The sequence below is a fragment of the Siccirubricoccus sp. G192 genome (assembly GCF_019084075.1).
Taxonomy (GTDB): Bacteria; Pseudomonadota; Alphaproteobacteria; order Acetobacterales; family Acetobacteraceae; genus G192.
Map to the genome: position 1 here is coordinate 4,290,899 of NZ_JAHREN010000001.1, position 16,556 is coordinate 4,307,454.

Consider the following 16,556-nt stretch of genomic DNA (forward strand, 5'->3'; position numbering starts at 1 on the left):
CGTTCCCGTGAAGGGATCAGCCCTGCGCGGCTTCGCCCTCGGCCTCGGCCTGCTCGGGCTTCGGGCCGCTGTCCTGGCCCTTCGCGGCCGGATCGCGGTCCACCAGCTCGATCACCGCCATGTCGGCGGCATCGCCGTAGCGCATGCCGGCCTTCAGCACGCGGCAATAGCCGCCGGACCGGGCCTTGTAGCGGTCGGCGATGGTGGTGAAGAGCTTGTCCACCACCTTCTCGTCCATCAGCTGGGCATAGGCCTGGCGCCGCGCATGCAGCCCGCCGCGCTTGCCGAGCGTGATGATGCGCTCGACATAGGGGCGCAGCTCCTTCGCCTTGGGCAGGGTGGTGGTGATCTGCTCGTGCTTCAGCAGGCTGGTCGCCATGTTGCGGAACATGGCAAGCCGGTGGGTGGAGGTGACGTTGAGCTTCCGCCCCGCCATTCCGTGACGCATTTTCGTGTTTCCCTAATCGGCCGCGGGCTAGAACGGCTCTTCCAGCTTCTTCGCCAGATCCTCGATATTCTCCGGCGGCCAGCCCGTCACGGTCATGCCGAGGCCGAGACCCATGGAGGACAGGACCTCCTTGATCTCGTTCAGTGACTTGCGGCCGAAATTCGGCGTGCGAAGCATCTCCTGCTCGGTCTTCTGCACGAGATCGCCGATATAGACGATGTTGTCGTTCTTCAGGCAATTCGCCGAGCGGACCGAGAGTTCGAGCTCGTCCACCTTGCGCAGCAGGTTGCGGTTGAAGGGCAGGTCGTCCCGCTCCTCCTCCACCTTGCGCTCGCGTGGCTCGTCGAAATTGATGAAGAGCTGCAACTGGTCCTGCAGGATGCGGGCGGCGAGCGCCACGGCATCCTCGGGCGCCACCGTGCCATCCGTCTCAACGGTCAGCACGAGCTTGTCATAGTCCGTCACCTGGCCGACGCGGGTCGGCTCCACGCGATAGGCCACGCGCCGCACCGGCGAGTAGATCGCATCCACCGGGATCAGCCCGATCGGCGCATCCTCGGGCCGGTTCTGCGCGGCCGGGACATAGCCCTTGCCGGTGCCGACGGTGAGTTCCATCGACAGCTTGGCGCCGTCGTCGAGGGTGCAGATCACCAGGTCCGGATTGGCGATCTCGATATCGCCGGTGGTCTGGATCTGGCCGGCGGTCACCTCGCCCGGGCCGGTGGCGGTGAGCTGGAGGCGCTTCGGCCCCTCGCCCTGCATCCGGATGGCAAGCTGCTTCACATTGAGGACGAGGTCGGTCACGTCCTCCCGCACGCCCTGGATGCTGCTGAATTCATGCAGCACGCCATCGATGTGGAGTGCCATGACGGCGGCGCCCTGCAGCGAAGACAGCAGCACGCGCCGCAGTGCATTGCCCAGCGTCATGCCGAAGCCGCGCTCCAGCGGCTCGGCAACGATCGTCGCGGTGCGGTCCGGGTCGGCCCCAGCCTCCACGCCCAGCTTCTCGGGCCGGATGAGCGACCGCCAATTCCTCTCGATCACAACCAGTCTCCTTGGCGTACGCCAGCTTCAGCCCAACCGCAGCAACGTCCGGGGATCAGACGCGGCGGCGCTTGCGCGGGCGGCAGCCATTATGCGGGATCGGCGTCACGTCCCGGATGGCGGTGACATAGAAGCCCACCGCCTGCAGGGCGCGCAGCGCGCTTTCGCGGCCCGAACCGGGGCCGCTCACCATGATCTCAAGCTGTTCCATCCCATGCTCGCGCGCCTTGCGGCCAGCATCCTCGGCCGCGACCTGCGCCGCATAGGGAGTGGATTTCCGGCTGCCCTTGAAGCCCTGGCTACCGGAGGACGACCAGGCGATGGCGTTGCCCTGCGCGTCCGTGATGGTCACGATGGTATTGTTGAAGCTGGCAAGCACATGCGCCACGCCGGTGGCGATGTTCTTGCGCTCCTTCTTGCGCGGGCTGCGGGAGCCGCCACGGGGTTCGCGAGCCATCCTACTTCGTCACCTTCTTCTTGCCGGCAATCGCCACGGCCTTGCCCTTGCGGGTGCGGGCATTGGTGTGGGTGCGCTGGCCGCGGACCGGCAGGCCCTTGCGATGACGCAGCCCGCGATAGCAGGCCATGTCCATCAAGCGCTTGATGTTCATCGCCACCTCGCGGCGGAGATCGCCCTCGACCCGGTATTCGCGGTCGATCAGCTCGCGGATGCGGAGAACTTCCTCATCCGTCAGCTGGTTGACCCGGCGCTCCTCAGGAATGCCGAGCTTCTGGCAGATCTCGACCGCATTCTGCGGCCCGATGCCATAGATGTAGCGCAGCGAAATCGGCACGCGCTTGTTCGTGGGAATATTGACACCGGCGATGCGCGCCACTGCTCAGCTCCTGGAGCCCGTCGCTCCTGCTCGGGCCGATGGCCAGCCCAAGGGGCGACAACCGGCGATATGATCAAACTCACGCAAAACGAACGACTAAGCACGGCCATAGACGGCCCAGCCGGACCGCCCCTGACCGTGAGAGGCGCGGACTATACTCGCCGCCCCCCTCCCGTCAAGCCCATGGCTACCGCACCGGGCCGAGAATGGCAGCGATCTGCCGCGCCACCTCGTCCATCTCCGCCATGCCGTCCACCACCCGGAGGGTGCCCTGCGCGGCGTAATAGGGCAGCAGGGGGGGCCGTCTGGCGATGATAGGCTTCCAGCCGTGCCGCCACCGTTTCGGCCTTATCATCGGCCCGGCGGGTGAATTCCGTGCTGCCGCAGGCGTCGCAGATCCCGGCCTGCCTGGGCTGCTTGAAGGTGTCGTGGTAGCCTTCCCCGCACTTCGCGCAGGTGAAGCGGCCGGAGATGCGCTCCACCAGCGCCGCGTCATCCACCTGCAACTCGATCACATGGTCGAGCGGCATGGATTTCTGCTTGAGCACCGCATCGAGCGCCTCGGCCTGGGGCACGGTGCGGGGGAAACCGTCCAGGATGAACCCGCCGGCCACATCGGGCGCGGAAACCCGCTCGGCCAGCATGGCGATGATGATCGCGTCCGGGACCAGCTCACCGCGCTCCATGATCGCCTTGGCCTTCCGGCCGATCTCGCTGCCGCTACGGACCTCGGCCCGCAGCATGTCTCCGGTGGAGATTTGCCGCAGTCCGTAGCGATCCTCGAGCCTTTTGGCCTGGGTGCCCTTTCCGGCGCCTGGCGGGCCGAGCAGGATCAGGTTCATGCGTCCCTTCCCTTCGTCAGCGCCCTCGCGGCGCACCCCGGCCACCAAGCCGGGCCTTGCGGATCAGTCCTTCGTACTGATGCGCAAACAGATGCGACTGTATCTGCGCCACCGTGTCCATGGTGACCGAGACGATGATCAACAATGAGGTCCCGCCGAAATAGAAGGGCACGCCGTAATTGCTGATCAGGATCTCCGGCAGGATGCAGACCACGGAAAGATAGATCGCCCCCACCGCGGTCAGGCGGGTCAGCACCCGGTCGAAATAATCTGCCGTGTGCTGGCCGGGCCGGATGCCCGGAATGAACCCCCCATACTTCTTCAGGTTGTCCGCTGTCTCCTGCGGGTTGAAGACCACGGCAGTATAGAAGAAGGCGAAGAAGATGATCAACGCCATGTAGAGCGCCATGTATAGCGGCTGCCCATGCGCGAGCAGGTTGGCGATCCTGGTCAGCCAGCCCTCATCCGCAGGATCGGTGGAAAAACCCGCGACCGTCGCCGGCAGCAGCAGCAGCGAGGAGGCGAAGATCGGCGGGATGACGCCGGCGGTGTTCAGTTTCAGGGGCAGATGCGTGTTCTCGCCGCCGAACATCCGGTTGCCGACCTGGCGCTTCGGATATTGCACCGGAATCCGCCGCTGCGCCTGCTCCACGAAAACCACTAGGCAGATCACCGCTATGGCGACCAGCAGGAAGAAGATGATGAAGAAGGTGGAAAGTGCGCCGGTGCGCCCCAGCTCCAGCGTCGCCACCAGGGCCGAGGGCAGGTTGGCGACGATGCCGGCGAAGATGATGAGGCTGATGCCGTTGCCGACGCCGCGCGCGGTGATCTGCTCCCCCAGCCACATCAGGAACATGGTGCCGCCGACCAGCGTGATGACGCAGGAAAGCAGGAAGAAGGTACCGGGATTCTGCACCGCAGGCCCGAAATTGCCCCGCATTCCTTGCAGCCCTATCGCAATGCCCCAGGCCTGGAAGACGGCGATCAGCACCGTCAGATAGCGGGTATATTGGTTGAGCTTCTTCCGCCCGGATTCGCCTTCCTTCTTGAGCGCCTCAAGCGTCGGCACCGCCGCCGTCATCAACTGAATGATGATGCTGGCCGAGATGTAGGGCATGATATTCAGCGCGAAGACCGTCATGCGACCAAGCGCGCCGCCGGTGAACATGTCGAACATGCCGAGGATCCCGCCGCCATGCTGGCGCAGGATTTCCCCCATCACGGCGGCATCCACCCCCGGTACCGGCACATAGGTGCCGATCCGGTAGACCAGCAGCGCGCCCAGGGTAAACCAGATGCGCTTCTTGAGCTCGGTGGCCTTGGACAGCACGCCAAGGTTCAGATTGGCCGCAAGTTGTTCAGCGGCGGAGGCCATGGCCGTCTAACCCTCCTCACGACTGCGGCGCCCCCAACCGGGGCGGAAGCACCCCGGCCGTGGCGCCGCAGCCACGAACACAGCCTGTAGGTAGCTGTCGCCCGGCCGGGCGACAAGCGTCACTCTGTAGCAGGCGCCTCGGCAGGCGGATTCAGCAACGTGATCGTGCCGCCCGCCGCCTGGACCGCCGCCACTGCCGTGGCGGAAGCGCCCGATACGGTGATGCTGACCGCCCGAGTCAGCGCCCCATGGCCGAGCAGCCGAACGCCGTCGAATTTCGAGCCGGAGCGGACGATGCCGGCTTCGCGCAGCTTGGCCTCGTCGATCGGCTCGCCGGCCACCAGCCGGCCCGACTCGATCGCCTGGTCAAGCGCGCCGAGATTCAGCGGTGCATAGACCTTGCGGAACGGATTGACGAAACCCCGCTTCGGCAGACGACGATAGATCGGCAGCTGGCCGCCCTCGAAGCCGTTCAGGGCCACGCCCGAACGGGCCTTCTGGCCCTTTACACCCTTGCCCGAGGTCTTGCCCTTGCCGGAGCCGATGCCGCGGCCCAGCCGCTTCGACTTGTGGCGCGCGCCCGCATTGTCGCGCAGCTCGTTGAGCTTCATCACAGAATCCTCCCGCTCAGCCTTCCACCCTGATGAGGTGGGCGACCTTGCGGATCATGCCGCGAACCGCCGGAGTGTCCTCCAGCTCCCGCGAGCGGTGCATCTTGTTGAGGCCAAGCCCGATCAGCGTCTCCCGCTGGCCCGGCTTGCGGCCGATCGGTGACCCGGTCTGGGTCACCTTCACGGTCTTCTTCTGGTCAGACACTCGCCGCCTCCTGCGCCGGCAGGTCAACCACCGGCTGATCCTTCCGCGGGCCGAGCAGGTCAGCGACCTTCTTGCCGCGCCGCGCCGCCACGGCGCGCGGGCTGGTGGCCCGCGTCAATGCCGCGAAGGTCGCCTTGATCATGTTGTGCGGGTTGGTCGAGCCGGTGCATTTGGCAACCACATCACCCATGCCCAGCGTCTCGAACACCGCGCGCATCGGACCGCCGGCGATGATGCCGGTGCCGGCGGGCGCCGCCCGCAGGATCACCCGTCCGGCGCCGAATTCGCCGATGGTGTCGTGGTGCAGGGTGCGGCCTTCGCGCATCGGCACGCGCACCATGGTGCGCTTCGCCTGCTCGGTTGCCTTGCGGATCGCCTCAGGCACCTCGCGCGCCTTGCCGGCGCCCCAGCCGACCCGGCCCTTCTGGTCGCCCACCACCACCAGGGCGGCGAAGCTGAACCGGCGGCCGCCCTTCACCACCTTGGCCACGCGGTTGATCGTGACGAGCTTGTCCTTCAGTTCGTCGCCGTCGCCCCGCTCCTGGCGGTTGTCGCGGTCGCGGTCGCGGCCACGCCGCCCGCGGTTGTCGCCGCCCTCGCCACCGCTCCTCGGTTCCCGTGCCATCTAGGTTCTCCTCAGAACGACAGTCCGCCCTCGCGGGCGGCGTCCGCCAAGGCTTTCACCCGGCCATGGTAGAGATAGGGCCCGCGATCGAACACGACCTTGGTGACGCCCGCGGCCAGGGCACGCTCAGCCACCATCTTGCCGACAGCGACGGCGGCATCCTTGTCGGCGCCGGTCCGCAGATCGTCGCGCATCGCCTTCTCCAGCGAGCAGGCGGCGGCCAGGGTCCGGCCCTGGGCGTCGTCGATCACCTGGGCATAGATGTGGCGCCCCGAGCGGAACACGGAAAGCCGCGGCCTCCCGGCGCTCTTGATGCGCAACTGGTAACGCAGGCGGGCGCGGCGGCGCGTCTGCAATGCAAGCTTGTTGGCCATTACTTCTTCTTACCCTCCTTCCGGAGGATCTGTTCGTTTTCGTAGCGCACGCCCTTGCCCTTGTAGGGCTCGGGGCCGCGATACGCACGGATCTCGGCGGCAACCTGGCCCACCTGGCGCTTGTCCGCACCCTCCACCTTGACGGCGGTCGGACGCTCGCAGGTGATCTTGATGCCCGGCGGGATCGGGTAGCGAACCTCATGGCTGAAGCCAAGATTCAGGACCAGGTCCTTGCCTTGCACCGCGGCGCGGTAGCCGGTGCCGGTGATCTCCATCGACTTCGTGAAGCCGGTGGAAACCCCCGTAACCATGCTGTTGATCAGGCTCCGCGTGGTGCCCCACATGGTGCGCGACCGACGATCGTCCCGGCGCGGGCTGACCGCGACTTTCCCGGGTTCGATCATCACCTCAACATCTTCGGTCAGGTCGAGCGAAAGCTCGCCCAACCTGCCTTTCGCCACCACGGTCCGGCCCTGCAGCGCGACCTGCACGCCCTGAGGAACCGTGACGGGATACTTGCCGACGCGCGACATCGCCCGCTCCCCTAGAACACGCGGCAGAGGACCTCGCCGCCAACATTGGCAGCGCGGGCCTCATTGTCGCTCATCACGCCGCGGGGCGTGGACAGGATGGAAATGCCGAGCCCGTTGTAGAACTTCGGCAACTCCTTGATCTTCGAGTAGACCCGGCGGCCGGGCTTGGAGATGCGGGTGATCTCCTTGATGGCCGGCTCGCCCTCGGAATACTTGAGTTCGATGTCAAGGTTGCGGATGCCGGGGCGAAGCTCCTCCATGCGCCAAGCGCGGATGTAACCCTCGCGCTTCAGCACCTCGAGAACATCCGCGCGCAGCCGGCTGGCCGGCGAGACGCAACGCGTCTGCCTGGCCCGCTGCGCATTGCGGATGCGGGTGAGCATGTCCCCGAGCGGATCGGAAAGCGACATGCGGGCCTCCTTACCAGCTCGCCTTGGTCATGCCGGGAAGCTGGCCGGTATTCGCCATCTCCCGCAGCATGTTCCGGCTGAGCTTGAACTTGCGGTAATTGCCGCGCGCGCGCCCGGTCAGCTCGCAACGCAGGCGAATGCGGTTGCGGGCGCCATTGCGGGGCAGTTGCGCGAGCTTCAGCGACGCCTCGAACCGCTCTTCCACCGGAAGGCTGCGGTCCATGACGACATCCTTCAGCGCAGCGCGCTTCGGGGCATGCAGCTTCGCGAGGCGCTCGCGCCGCTTGTTCTTCTCGACTGCCGAAGTCTTGGCCATGCGGTCTCTGTCCTCCGGAACCTGTCCCAGGCCAGTGCCCAGGCGGTTTTCCAAGATCAGTTGGCGAAAGGAAGCTGGAAAGCCTTGAGCAGCGCCCGGGCTTCCTTGTCGGTCTTCGCCGTGGTGACGAATTGGATGTCCATGCCGCGGACCGTATCCACCCGATCATAATTGATCTCGGGGAATACGATCTGCTCCTTCAGGCCGAGCGCGAAATTGCCCCGCCCATCGAAGCCCCGGTTGCCCGGGATCCCGCGGAAGTCCCGGACCCGCGGCAAGGCGATGGTCACCAGCCGGTCCAGGAACTCGTACATCCGCGCCTTCCGCAGCGTCACCTTACAGCCAATGGCCTGGCCCTCGCGGATCTTGAACCCCGCGATCGCCTTCTTGGCCTTGGTCCGCACCGGCTTCTGCCCGGAGATCGCCGTCAGGTCGGCCACCGCGGCATCCAGCTTCTTCTGGTCCGCCGCAGCCTCGCCGACACCCATGTTGATGACGATCTTCTGCAGCTTCGGAACCTGCATCGGGTTCGCGTAGCCGAATTCCTCGGTCAACTGCTTCCGTAGCACCTCGGCATAGAGCCGTTGCAGGCGCGGCGGCTCCGGGGGCGACGCCGCAGCAGCACCGGCCTTGGCCGCGACGGAAGTGACCTTCGCGGCCTCTTCCTTCGGCTCGCCCTTCTTCGCGGCCTGGGATTTCTTCTGGGAGTCGCTCATGCGTCAAGCACCTCGCCGGAACCCTTCGCCACGCGCACCTTCTTCCCGTCCTCGAGGAGGCGGAAGCCGACGCGCGTCGGCTTGTCGGATTTCGGATCAATCAGCGCCAGGTTGGAGAGGTGGATCGGTGCCTCCTTCTCCTGGATGCCACCCGGCGCATTCATGCCGCGCGGCTTCTGGTGCCGCTTCACCACATGCACGCCCTGGACCAGCGCGCGGTCCTCGGTCGGCATCACGCGCAGCACCTCGCCACGCTTGCCCTTGTCGCGACCGGCCAGCACCTGGACACGGTCTCCCTTGCGGATCTTCGCCGCCATGGTCAGAGGACCTCCGGCGCCAGCGAGATGATCTTCATGTACTTCCGCGCCCGCAGCTCGCGCACGACCGGGCCGAAGATACGGGTGCCGATCGGTTCGCCCTGCTTGTTGATGAGAACCGCCGCGTTGTTGTCGAAGCGGATCGCGGTGCCATCGACGCGCCGCACCGGATAGGAGGTGCGGACGATGACGGCACGATGCACCTCACCCTTCTTGACCTTCGCGCGCGGAATCGCCTCCTTCACGGAAACGACGATCACGTCGCCGACGCTTGCGGTCCGCCGCTTCGAGCCACCCAGCACCTTGATGCACTGGACGCGACGGGCGCCGGAATTATCGGCGACGTCGAGATTGCTTTCGGGATGGATCATCTACCCCTCCCTCAGCCCTGCGCCGCGGTGGCGTCGGACAGCGCTTCGCCATTCCGCTGCACCACCATCCAGGCCTTGCGCTTGGACAGCGGCGGGCACTCCTCGATCTGCACCACGTCGCCTTCCTTGCACAGGTTGGCTTCGTCATGCGCGGCATACTTCTTAGAACGCCGGATGAACTTCTTGTAGAGCGGATGCATCACGCGACGCTCGACAAGAACGGTGACCGTCTTGTCCATCTTGTCGCTGACCACCCGGCCCGTGAGGACGCGCTTCGGCATCGCCGCTGGTCTCCTCAAGCCTTCGGTTGCGCCGAAGCGGTACGCTGCCGCTCCGACATGATTGTCTTGATCCGCGCGATGTCGCGGCGAACCACCTTGATACGGCCGGTCGCCTCGAGCTGGCCGGTCGCGCGTTGGAAGCGCAGATTGAACTGCTCCTTGCGGAGGTCCAGCAGTTGCGCCTGGAGCTCATCCGGCGTTTTGACGCGGATGTCGCCGATCTTGGTCATGGCCTTACGCCTCCGACGCGCCGAGGCGCGCCACGATCTTGGTCCTGATCGGCAGCTTCGCCGCGCCGAGGGTCAGCGCTTCCCGCGCCGTGTCCTGCGACACGCCGTCGATCTCGAACATGACCCTGCCGGGCTTGATGCGGGCCACCCAGTATTCCGGCGCGCCCTTGCCGGAGCCCATGCGGACCTCGGCCGGCTTGGTCGAGACCGGCACGTCCGGGAAGATGCGGATCCACACCCGGCCCTGGCGCTTCATGGCGCGCGTGATGGCCCGCCGTGCCGCCTCGATCTGGCGTGCGGTCACCCGCTCCGGCTCCAGCGCCTTCAGGCCGAAGCCACCGAAGCTGAGCGAGAAGCCACCCTTGGCCAAGCCATGGATGCGGCCCTTATGGGCCTTGCGGGAATTGGTGCGCTTGGGCTGCAGCATTTCAGTCCATCCCTCAGCGCTGCGGCGCCTGTTCGGCGGCGCGCTTGTCCTGGGCCTGCGGATCGTGCGCCAGGATCTCCCCCTTGAAGATCCAGACCTTCACGCCGCAGGTGCCATAGGTCGTCTTGGCCGTGGCGGTGCCGTAGTCGATATCGGCGCGCAGCGTGTGCAACGGCACCCGGCCCTCGCGGTACCACTCCATGCGCGCGATCTCGGCGCCGCCCAGCCTGCCGGAGCAGTTGATGCGGATGCCGCCGGCCCCGAGCCGCATGGCGCTCTGCACGGCGCGCTTCATGGCGCGGCGGAAGGCGACCCGGCGCTCCAACTGCTGCGCAATGTTCTCGGCCACCAGCACCGCGTCGATCTCGGGCTTGCGGATCTCGACGATGTTCAGCGAGACCTCGGCCCCGGCGAGCTTCGCCAGGTCCTTCCGCAGCACCTCGATATCCGCGCCCTTCTTGCCGATCACGACGCCCGGGCGGGCGGCATGGATCGTCACCCGCGGCTTCTTCGCCGGGCGCTCGATCACCACGCGGCTCACGCCAGCGCCCTTGAGGCGGGTGCGCAGCGTCTCGCGCAGCTTCAGATCCTCGTGCAGCAGCTTGGAATAGTCGGCGCCGGCGAACCAGCGGCTGTCCCAGGTGCGGTTGATGCCGAGCCTGAAGCCAATCGGATTGACCTTGTGACCCATGGTTACGCGGCCTCCTGCTGCGCCGGCGCCGCGGCCGGCTGTTCAGCCACCACGATCTTGAGATGGCTGAACCACTTCTCCACCCGCGCGGCCCGACCGCGGCCACGGGCCTGGAAGCGCTTCATCACCTGCGACCGGCCAACCTCGGCGCGGGACACGACCAGCTGGTCGACGTCGAGCTGATGGTTGTTCTCGGCATTGGCGATCGCGCTTTCCAGCGTCTTCTTCACGGTCTGCGCGATGCGGCGCTTGCTGAAGGTCAGCGTCGCCACCGCCTCCTGCACGCGGTTGCCGCGGATCATCGCCGCCACCAGGTTCAGCTTGCGCGGGCTCACCCGGATATTGCGGGTAATGGCCTGCGCCTCGGTTTCGGCGAGCGTGCGCTCATGCTTCGGCTTGCTCATCGCATCAGCCCCGCTTCGCCCGCTTGTCGGACGAGTGACCGGTGAAGGTGCGGGTCGGCGAGAACTCGCCGAACTTGTGCCCCACCATGTTCTCGGTCACCTGCACCGGAATGAACTTCTTCCCGTTGTAGACGCCGAAGGTCAGGCCCACGAACTGCGGCAGGATGGTGCTGCGGCGGGACCAGATCTTGATGATCTCATTGCGGGTGGAAGCCCGGGCGGCTTCCGCCTTGTTCAGCAGGTAACCGTCAACGAACGGTCCCTTCCAGACACTGCGCGGCATGGCCCGTCAGCCCTTCGTCGCGTGGCGGCGCCGGACAATCAACCGGTCCGTCCGCTTGTTGTTGCGCGTCTTCGCGCCCTTGGTCGGCTTGCCCCATGGCGTCACGGGATGGCGGCCACCGCTGGTGCGGCCCTCGCCACCACCATGCGGGTGGTCGACCGGGTTCATCACGACGCCGCGGTTGTGCGGGCGCCGGCCCAGCCAGCGGGAACGGCCAGCCTTGCCGATCTGCTGGTTGGAATTGTCTGGGTTCGACACGGCGCCAACCGTCGCCATGCATTCCGCCCGCACCGTCCGGACCTCGCCCGACATGAGCTTGATCTGCGCATAGCCGGCATCCTTGCCGACCAGCTGCACATAGGTGCCCGCTGCGCGCGCGACCTTGCCGCCGGCGCCCGGCTTCAGCTCGACATTGTGGACGATGGTGCCGACCGGAATGCCGGCCAGCGGCATGGCATTGCCCGGCTTGATATCGGCGCGCTCGGCCGCCAACACGCTATCGCCGGCCTTCAGCCGCTGCGGTGCCAGGATATAGGCGAGTTCGCCATCCTGATACTTCAGCAGCGCGATCCAGGCGGTGCGGTTCGGGTCGTACTCCAGCCGCTCGACCAGCGCCGACACGCCGAGCTTGGCGCGGCGCTTGAAATCGACATGACGGTAGGTCTGCTTGTGCCCACCGCCACGAAACCGGACCGTGGTGCGGCCGTGGTTGTTGCGGCCGCCCGAGGAGTGCTTTCCCTCGGTCAACTGCTTGACCGGCTTGCCCTTCCAGAGCTCATCCCGCTTCACCAGGATGGTGCCGCGGAGGCTGGGGGTGACCGGATTGAAGTTCCTTAGCGCCATGACGTCACGCGAGTCCCGTCGTCAGGTCGATGCTCTGGCCCTCGGCCAGCCGCACCATGGCCTTCTTCCAATCGGACCGCCGCCCGTTCCGGCCGCGGAATTTCTTGGTCTTGCCCTTCATCACCAGCGTGTTCACCGCCAGGACCTTCACGCCGAAGAGTCCCTCGATGGCCGCCCGGATCTGCGGCTTGGTGGCATCGATCGCCACCTTGAACACGACCTGGTTCTTGTCGGACAGCGCCGTCGCCTTCTCCGTCACCAGGGGCGACAGGACGGTCTGGTACATCCGTTCCTTGGAGATGACCGGCTTCGCCTGCGTCTCGCTCACGACAGCCGCTCCTTCAGCGCCTCGATGCCAGCGCGGGTCAGCGCCAGGACATCATGGTTGAGGATGTCGTAGACATTCGCGCCGACGGTCGGCAGCACCTGCACATGCGGCAGGTTGCGAATGACCCGGCCGAAGCCCTCATCCACCGAAGCATCGACGACCAGCGCGCTGGTCCAGCCCAGCGCCTTCAACTGCTTCGCCAGTTGGCCGGTCTTCGCGTCGTTGGCGGCCGCGGCCGTCTCCAGCACCACCAGCTTGCCATCGCGGGCCTTCTGGCTGAGCGCGCTGATCAGGCCGAGGCGCCGCACCTTCTTGTTCAGGCTGTAACCATGGTCGCGCACGACGGGGCCGTGGACCACGCCGCCGGTGCGGAACTGCGGCGCCCGCAACGAGCCTTGGCGGGCATTGCCCGTGCCCTTCTGGCGATAGGGCTTCTTGGTCGTGCCCGAAACCTCGCCCATGCCCTTCACCTTGTGCGTGCCGGCACGGCGCTTCGCCAGCTGCCAATGCACCACACGCGCCATGATGTCGGAGCGGGGCTCTGCCGCGAACAGCGCCTCTGGCAGATCGATCTCGCCTGCCGAGCCGTTATCCAGCGTGATGACCGGAACCTGCATCGTCCTCTACCTTCAGGCCAGGGCTGCGGGGAACGGCGCATCCGCATGGCGCGCACGCTTCACCGCGTCGCGCACCAGCACATAGCCACCCTTGGAGCCAGGCACGGCACCCTTGATCAGCAACAGGCCACGCTCAAGATCGCAGCCGGCGATCTCAAGGTTCTGCGTGGTGATACGCTCCACGCCGAGATGGCCTGCCATCTTCTTGTTCTTGAAGGTCTTGCCCGGATCCTGGCGGTTGCCGGTGGAGCCATGGCTGCGGTGGCTGATGGAAACGCCATGTGACGCCTCCAGCCCTGCGAAATCCCACCGCTTCATCGCACCGGCAAAGCCCTTGCCCTGCGAGATCCCGGTGACATCGACCTTCTGACCCGTCGCGAAATGCGCCGCGCTGAGGCGAGCACCCGGCTCTAGCACCGCATCGGCACCGACGCGGAACTCCACCAGCTTGCGTGGCGCCTCGACCCCGGCCTTCGCGAAATGGCCGCGATTGGCCTTGGTGACATTCTTCGGCTTCGCCCGGCCGATGCCGAGCTGCAGCGCATCGTAGCCGTCCTTCTCCTCGGAGCGGCGGGCGATTACCCGCACCTCATCGAGGTGGAGCACGGTCACGGGGACCGTGCTGCCATCGTCGTTGAACAGCCGGGTCATGCCCAGCTTCTTGGCGATCAGGCCGGTACGGCCGGTTTTGGCGGCCATGACAGATGACTCCCCCGACCTCAGAGCTTGATCTCGACATCCACGCCAGCGGCCAGGTCGAGCTTCATCAGCGCGTCCACGGTCTGCGGAGTGGGGTCGACGATATCAAGCAGGCGGCGATGCGTGCGAATCTCAAACTGCTCGCGGCTCTTCTTGTCGATATGCGGCGAACGGTTGACGGTGAAGCGCTCGATCTGCGTTGGCAGCGGGATAGGCCCGCGCACCCGGGCGCCGGTCCGCTTCGCGGTGTTGACGATCTCCCGCGTGCTCCCATCGAGCACGCGGTGATCGAACGCCTTGAGGCGGATGCGGATATTCTGGCTTTCCATGGTATGCGGGCCTGCGCCTTACTTCACGATCTCTGCGACGACGCCGGCGCCGACGGTGCGGCCGCCCTCGCGGATGGCGAAGCGCAGGCCCTCGTCCATGGCGATCGGCGCGATCAGTTCCACGTCCATCGTCACGTTGTCGCCCGGCATCACCATCTCCACCCCTTCGGGCAGCTTGACGATCCCGGTCACGTCCGTGGTGCGGAAGTAGAACTGCGGCCGGTAGTTGGTGAAGAACGGCGTATGCCGCCCGCCCTCCTCCTTGGTCAGCACATAGGCTTCCGCCTTGAACCCGGTATGCGGGGTGATCGAGCCGGGCGCCGCCAGCACCTGGCCGCGCTCCACATCCTCCCGCTTGGTGCCGCGCAACAGCGCCCCGATGTTGTCCCCCGCCTGGCCGCTGTCCAGCAGCTTGCGGAACATCTCGACGCCCGTCACCGTGGTCTTCACCGTCGGCTTCAGCCCGACGATCTCGACCTCCTCGCCCACCTTGATGATGCCGCGCTCGACCCGGCCCGTCACCACCGTGCCGCGGCCGGAGATCGAGAACACGTCCTCGATCGGCATCAGGAAGGGGCGGTCCACCGGGCGCTCGGGCTGCGGAATGTAGGCGTCCACCGCCTCCATCAGCTTCAGCACCGCCTGCTCGCCCTTCTCGGGGTCGCGGTCCTCCAGCGCACACAGCGCCGAGCCGTGGATGATCGGGATGTCGTCGCCCGGGAACTTGTAGGCGCTCAGCAGCTCCCGCACCTCCATCTCGACCAGCTCCAGCAGATCGGGATCGGCCATGTCGGTCTTGTTCAGGAACACCACCAGCGCCGGCACGCCCACCTGCCGCGCCAGCAGGATGTGCTCGCGCGTCTGCGGCATCGGGCCGTCGGCCGCCGAGACCACCAGGATCGCGCCGTCCATCTGCGCCGCCCCGGTGATCATGTTCTTCACATAATCCGCGTGACCCGGGCAGTCGACATGCGCGTAGTGCCGCTTCGCCGTCTCGTACTCGACATGCGAGGTCGAGATCGTGATGCCCCGCGCCTTCTCCTCCGGCGCCTTGTCGATCTGGTCATAGGCCGTGAACGTCGCACCGCCCGCCTTCGCCAGGACCTTGGTGATCGCCGCCGTCAGCGACGTCTTGCCATGATCCACATGCCCGATCGTGCCAATGTTGCAGTGCGGCTTCGTCCGCTCAAACTTCGCCTTCGCCATCGTCGTCGTCCCCGATCGGGTCTGCGGTTACCAGCGGTAATGGCTGAAGGCCTTGTTGGCCTCTGCCATCCGGTGGGTGTCCTCACGCTTCTTCACGGCCGTGCCGCGGTTGTTCGCCGCGTCCATCAGCTCGCCGGAGAGGCGCTCTTCCATCGTGTTTTCGCCGCGCTTGCGCGCCGCTTCGATCAGCCAGCGGATCGCCAGGGCCTGGCGGCGCTCGGGCCGCACCTCGACCGGAACCTGGTAGGTGGCGCCGCCGACGCGGCGGCTCCGCACCTCCACGGCCGGCTTCACGTTGTCCATCGCCTCATGGAACAGGCGCAGCGGATCGCCACTCGGGCCCGCACGGCGCTTCAGGGTATCCATGGCGGCGTAGACAATGCGCTCGGCAGTGCTCTTCTTGCCGTCATACATCAGCACGTTCATGAAACGGCTGAGCACGAGGTCCCCGAATTTCGGGTCAGGCAGCACTTCGCGCTTTTCGGCGCTATGACGGCGAGACATCCCGGCCTCTCCTTACTTCGGCCGCTTCGCGCCGTAGAGCGAACGGCGCTGACGACGCTTCGCGATGCCCTGGGTATCCAGCACGCCACGGAGGATATGGTAGCGCACGCCCGGCAGATCCTTCACGCGACCGCCGCGGATCAGCACCACCGAGTGCTCCTGCAGATTGTGCCCCTCACCAGGGATGTAGCTCACGACCTCATAGCCGTTGGTCAGCCGGACCTTCGCCACCTTGCGGAGCGCCGAGTTCGGCTTCTTCGGCGTGGTCGTATAGACGCGCGTGCAGACGCCACGCTTCTGCGGGCAGCTTTCAAGCGCCGGAACCTTGTTCCGGCTCGTCCTGGGCTCCCGCCCCTTGGCGATGAGCTGGTTGATGGTCGGCATGGCGCCCCTTCGTGAACCGTCCGCACGTCCCGCGGCCGCTAAAAGCCAATTCGCCCGCATGGGGCGCGCCAATGCGCGAACCCTGCAGGCTCCTCGACCCACTCCCGGCCTCAGCTCACCCCTACTGGGGAAGCGGCGCCGGCAGCGCAGCGTTGTGGACCAATCTCTCAGCAAGTCCTGCGCCGTAGCGCCCAGTCTTGCCAAGGGCCGGCTACCTACGCGGCAGCGGCGGCTTAGTCAAGCGGTGCATTGCACCAGAAAGGAAAAGGGCCGGGCCATTACGGGCCCGGCCCCCTCAAGCAGCGCA

Annotated in this window: 29 protein-coding genes and 1 pseudogene; all 30 read right to left on the reverse strand. The window is 66.4% G+C overall.

Going from position 1 to position 16,556, the window contains the following annotated elements; translation table 11 throughout:
* Positions 1-16 precede the first annotated feature (16 nt).
* On the reverse strand, positions 17-448 hold the full coding sequence (rplQ, locus tag KSF81_RS20665) for a 50S ribosomal protein L17 (protein WP_217380558.1): 432 nt from the start codon (positions 446-448) through the stop codon (positions 17-19).
* Between the two features lie 27 nt (positions 449-475).
* Entirely contained in the window at positions 476-1,498 is a 1,023-nt protein-coding gene (locus tag KSF81_RS20670; RefSeq protein WP_254454167.1) for a DNA-directed RNA polymerase subunit alpha, read from the reverse strand.
* Between the two features lie 49 nt (positions 1,499-1,547).
* On the reverse strand, positions 1,548-1,949 hold the full coding sequence (gene rpsK / locus KSF81_RS20675; protein ID WP_217380560.1) for a 30S ribosomal protein S11: 402 nt from the start codon (positions 1,947-1,949) through the stop codon (positions 1,548-1,550).
* A 1-nt stretch (position 1,950) separates the two neighbouring features.
* The gene (gene rpsM, locus KSF81_RS20680; RefSeq protein ID WP_217380561.1) at positions 1,951-2,328 is read right to left on the reverse strand and encodes a 30S ribosomal protein S13; all 378 of its coding nucleotides are present in this window, start codon (positions 2,326-2,328) and stop codon (positions 1,951-1,953) included.
* Positions 2,329-2,515: 187 nt separating this feature from the next.
* Positions 2,516-3,170, reverse strand: a pseudogene (locus KSF81_RS20685) (adenylate kinase).
* Positions 3,171-3,186: 16 nt separating this feature from the next.
* Entirely contained in the window at positions 3,187-4,545 is a 1,359-nt protein-coding gene (secY, locus tag KSF81_RS20690) for a preprotein translocase subunit SecY (RefSeq protein ID WP_217380562.1), read from the reverse strand.
* A gap of 119 nt (positions 4,546-4,664) precedes the next feature.
* Positions 4,665-5,156, reverse strand: coding sequence for a 50S ribosomal protein L15 (gene rplO, locus KSF81_RS20695; RefSeq protein ID WP_217380563.1), 492 nt, complete (start codon positions 5,154-5,156; stop codon positions 4,665-4,667).
* Positions 5,157-5,172: 16 nt separating this feature from the next.
* A complete protein-coding gene (rpmD, locus tag KSF81_RS20700; RefSeq protein WP_217380564.1) occupies positions 5,173-5,361 on the reverse strand; it encodes a 50S ribosomal protein L30 in 189 nt (62 codons plus the stop codon).
* On the reverse strand, positions 5,354-5,986 hold the full coding sequence (gene rpsE / locus KSF81_RS20705; protein WP_217380565.1) for a 30S ribosomal protein S5: 633 nt from the start codon (positions 5,984-5,986) through the stop codon (positions 5,354-5,356). Before rpsE ends, rpmD begins: the two co-directional genes overlap by 8 nt.
* An 11-nt stretch (positions 5,987-5,997) precedes the next feature.
* Positions 5,998-6,360 (reverse strand): 50S ribosomal protein L18, encoded by a 363-nt coding sequence (gene rplR / locus KSF81_RS20710; RefSeq protein ID WP_217380566.1) that lies wholly within the window; start codon positions 6,358-6,360, stop codon positions 5,998-6,000.
* A complete protein-coding gene (rplF, locus tag KSF81_RS20715; protein ID WP_217380567.1) occupies positions 6,360-6,893 on the reverse strand; it encodes a 50S ribosomal protein L6 in 534 nt (177 codons plus the stop codon). Before rplF ends, rplR begins: the two co-directional genes overlap by 1 nt.
* Before the next feature lie 11 nt (positions 6,894-6,904).
* Complete coding sequence (rpsH, locus tag KSF81_RS20720) at positions 6,905-7,303, reverse strand: 30S ribosomal protein S8 (RefSeq protein ID WP_217380568.1); 399 nt, start codon at positions 7,301-7,303, stop codon at positions 6,905-6,907.
* A gap of 10 nt (positions 7,304-7,313) precedes the next feature.
* The gene (gene rpsN, locus KSF81_RS20725) at positions 7,314-7,619 is read right to left on the reverse strand and encodes a 30S ribosomal protein S14 (protein ID WP_217381795.1); all 306 of its coding nucleotides are present in this window, start codon (positions 7,617-7,619) and stop codon (positions 7,314-7,316) included.
* 56 nt (positions 7,620-7,675) lie between these two features.
* Positions 7,676-8,335, reverse strand: a complete 660-nt coding sequence (rplE, locus tag KSF81_RS20730) for a 50S ribosomal protein L5 (protein WP_217380569.1) — start codon at positions 8,333-8,335, stop codon at positions 7,676-7,678.
* Complete coding sequence (gene rplX / locus KSF81_RS20735) at positions 8,332-8,652, reverse strand: 50S ribosomal protein L24 (protein WP_217380570.1); 321 nt, start codon at positions 8,650-8,652, stop codon at positions 8,332-8,334. Before rplX ends, rplE begins: the two co-directional genes overlap by 4 nt.
* A 2-nt stretch (positions 8,653-8,654) precedes the next feature.
* Positions 8,655-9,023, reverse strand: a complete 369-nt coding sequence (gene rplN, locus KSF81_RS20740) for a 50S ribosomal protein L14 (protein ID WP_217380571.1) — start codon at positions 9,021-9,023, stop codon at positions 8,655-8,657.
* Positions 9,024-9,034: 11 nt separating this feature from the next.
* On the reverse strand, positions 9,035-9,304 hold the full coding sequence (gene rpsQ, locus KSF81_RS20745; protein WP_217380572.1) for a 30S ribosomal protein S17: 270 nt from the start codon (positions 9,302-9,304) through the stop codon (positions 9,035-9,037).
* A gap of 14 nt (positions 9,305-9,318) precedes the next feature.
* Positions 9,319-9,534: a 50S ribosomal protein L29 gene (gene rpmC, locus KSF81_RS20750; RefSeq protein ID WP_217380573.1), complete on the reverse strand. Its 216-nt coding sequence runs from the start codon at positions 9,532-9,534 to the stop codon at positions 9,319-9,321.
* Between the two features lie 4 nt (positions 9,535-9,538).
* Positions 9,539-9,961: a 50S ribosomal protein L16 gene (gene rplP, locus KSF81_RS20755; RefSeq protein ID WP_217380574.1), complete on the reverse strand. Its 423-nt coding sequence runs from the start codon at positions 9,959-9,961 to the stop codon at positions 9,539-9,541.
* Between the two features lie 13 nt (positions 9,962-9,974).
* A complete protein-coding gene (gene rpsC, locus KSF81_RS20760; RefSeq protein ID WP_217380575.1) occupies positions 9,975-10,652 on the reverse strand; it encodes a 30S ribosomal protein S3 in 678 nt (225 codons plus the stop codon).
* 2 nt (positions 10,653-10,654) lie between these two features.
* Positions 10,655-11,056 carry a 50S ribosomal protein L22 gene (gene rplV / locus KSF81_RS20765; protein WP_217380576.1) on the reverse strand — a complete coding sequence of 134 codons (402 nt, stop codon included), beginning with the start codon at positions 11,054-11,056 and terminating at the stop codon, positions 10,655-10,657.
* A gap of 4 nt (positions 11,057-11,060) precedes the next feature.
* Positions 11,061-11,339: a 30S ribosomal protein S19 gene (rpsS, locus tag KSF81_RS20770; RefSeq protein ID WP_217380577.1), complete on the reverse strand. Its 279-nt coding sequence runs from the start codon at positions 11,337-11,339 to the stop codon at positions 11,061-11,063.
* 6 nt (positions 11,340-11,345) lie between these two features.
* Positions 11,346-12,182, reverse strand: a complete 837-nt coding sequence (gene rplB / locus KSF81_RS20775; protein WP_217380578.1) for a 50S ribosomal protein L2 — start codon at positions 12,180-12,182, stop codon at positions 11,346-11,348.
* Positions 12,183-12,186: 4 nt separating this feature from the next.
* Positions 12,187-12,483: a 50S ribosomal protein L23 gene (locus KSF81_RS20780; protein ID WP_217381796.1), complete on the reverse strand. Its 297-nt coding sequence runs from the start codon at positions 12,481-12,483 to the stop codon at positions 12,187-12,189.
* Between the two features lie 23 nt (positions 12,484-12,506).
* Positions 12,507-13,127 carry a 50S ribosomal protein L4 gene (gene rplD / locus KSF81_RS20785; RefSeq protein WP_217380579.1) on the reverse strand — a complete coding sequence of 207 codons (621 nt, stop codon included), beginning with the start codon at positions 13,125-13,127 and terminating at the stop codon, positions 12,507-12,509.
* A 12-nt stretch (positions 13,128-13,139) separates the two neighbouring features.
* Entirely contained in the window at positions 13,140-13,826 is a 687-nt protein-coding gene (gene rplC, locus KSF81_RS20790) for a 50S ribosomal protein L3 (protein ID WP_217380580.1), read from the reverse strand.
* Positions 13,827-13,846: 20 nt separating this feature from the next.
* The gene (gene rpsJ / locus KSF81_RS20795) at positions 13,847-14,155 is read right to left on the reverse strand and encodes a 30S ribosomal protein S10 (RefSeq protein ID WP_217380581.1); all 309 of its coding nucleotides are present in this window, start codon (positions 14,153-14,155) and stop codon (positions 13,847-13,849) included.
* A gap of 18 nt (positions 14,156-14,173) precedes the next feature.
* Complete coding sequence (tuf, locus tag KSF81_RS20800; RefSeq protein ID WP_217380582.1) at positions 14,174-15,361, reverse strand: elongation factor Tu; 1,188 nt, start codon at positions 15,359-15,361, stop codon at positions 14,174-14,176.
* Positions 15,362-15,388: 27 nt separating this feature from the next.
* The gene (rpsG, locus tag KSF81_RS20805; protein ID WP_217380583.1) at positions 15,389-15,865 is read right to left on the reverse strand and encodes a 30S ribosomal protein S7; all 477 of its coding nucleotides are present in this window, start codon (positions 15,863-15,865) and stop codon (positions 15,389-15,391) included.
* 12 nt (positions 15,866-15,877) lie between these two features.
* Positions 15,878-16,249 carry a 30S ribosomal protein S12 gene (gene rpsL / locus KSF81_RS20810; protein WP_217380584.1) on the reverse strand — a complete coding sequence of 124 codons (372 nt, stop codon included), beginning with the start codon at positions 16,247-16,249 and terminating at the stop codon, positions 15,878-15,880.
* Between the last annotated feature and the right edge of the window lie 307 nt (positions 16,250-16,556).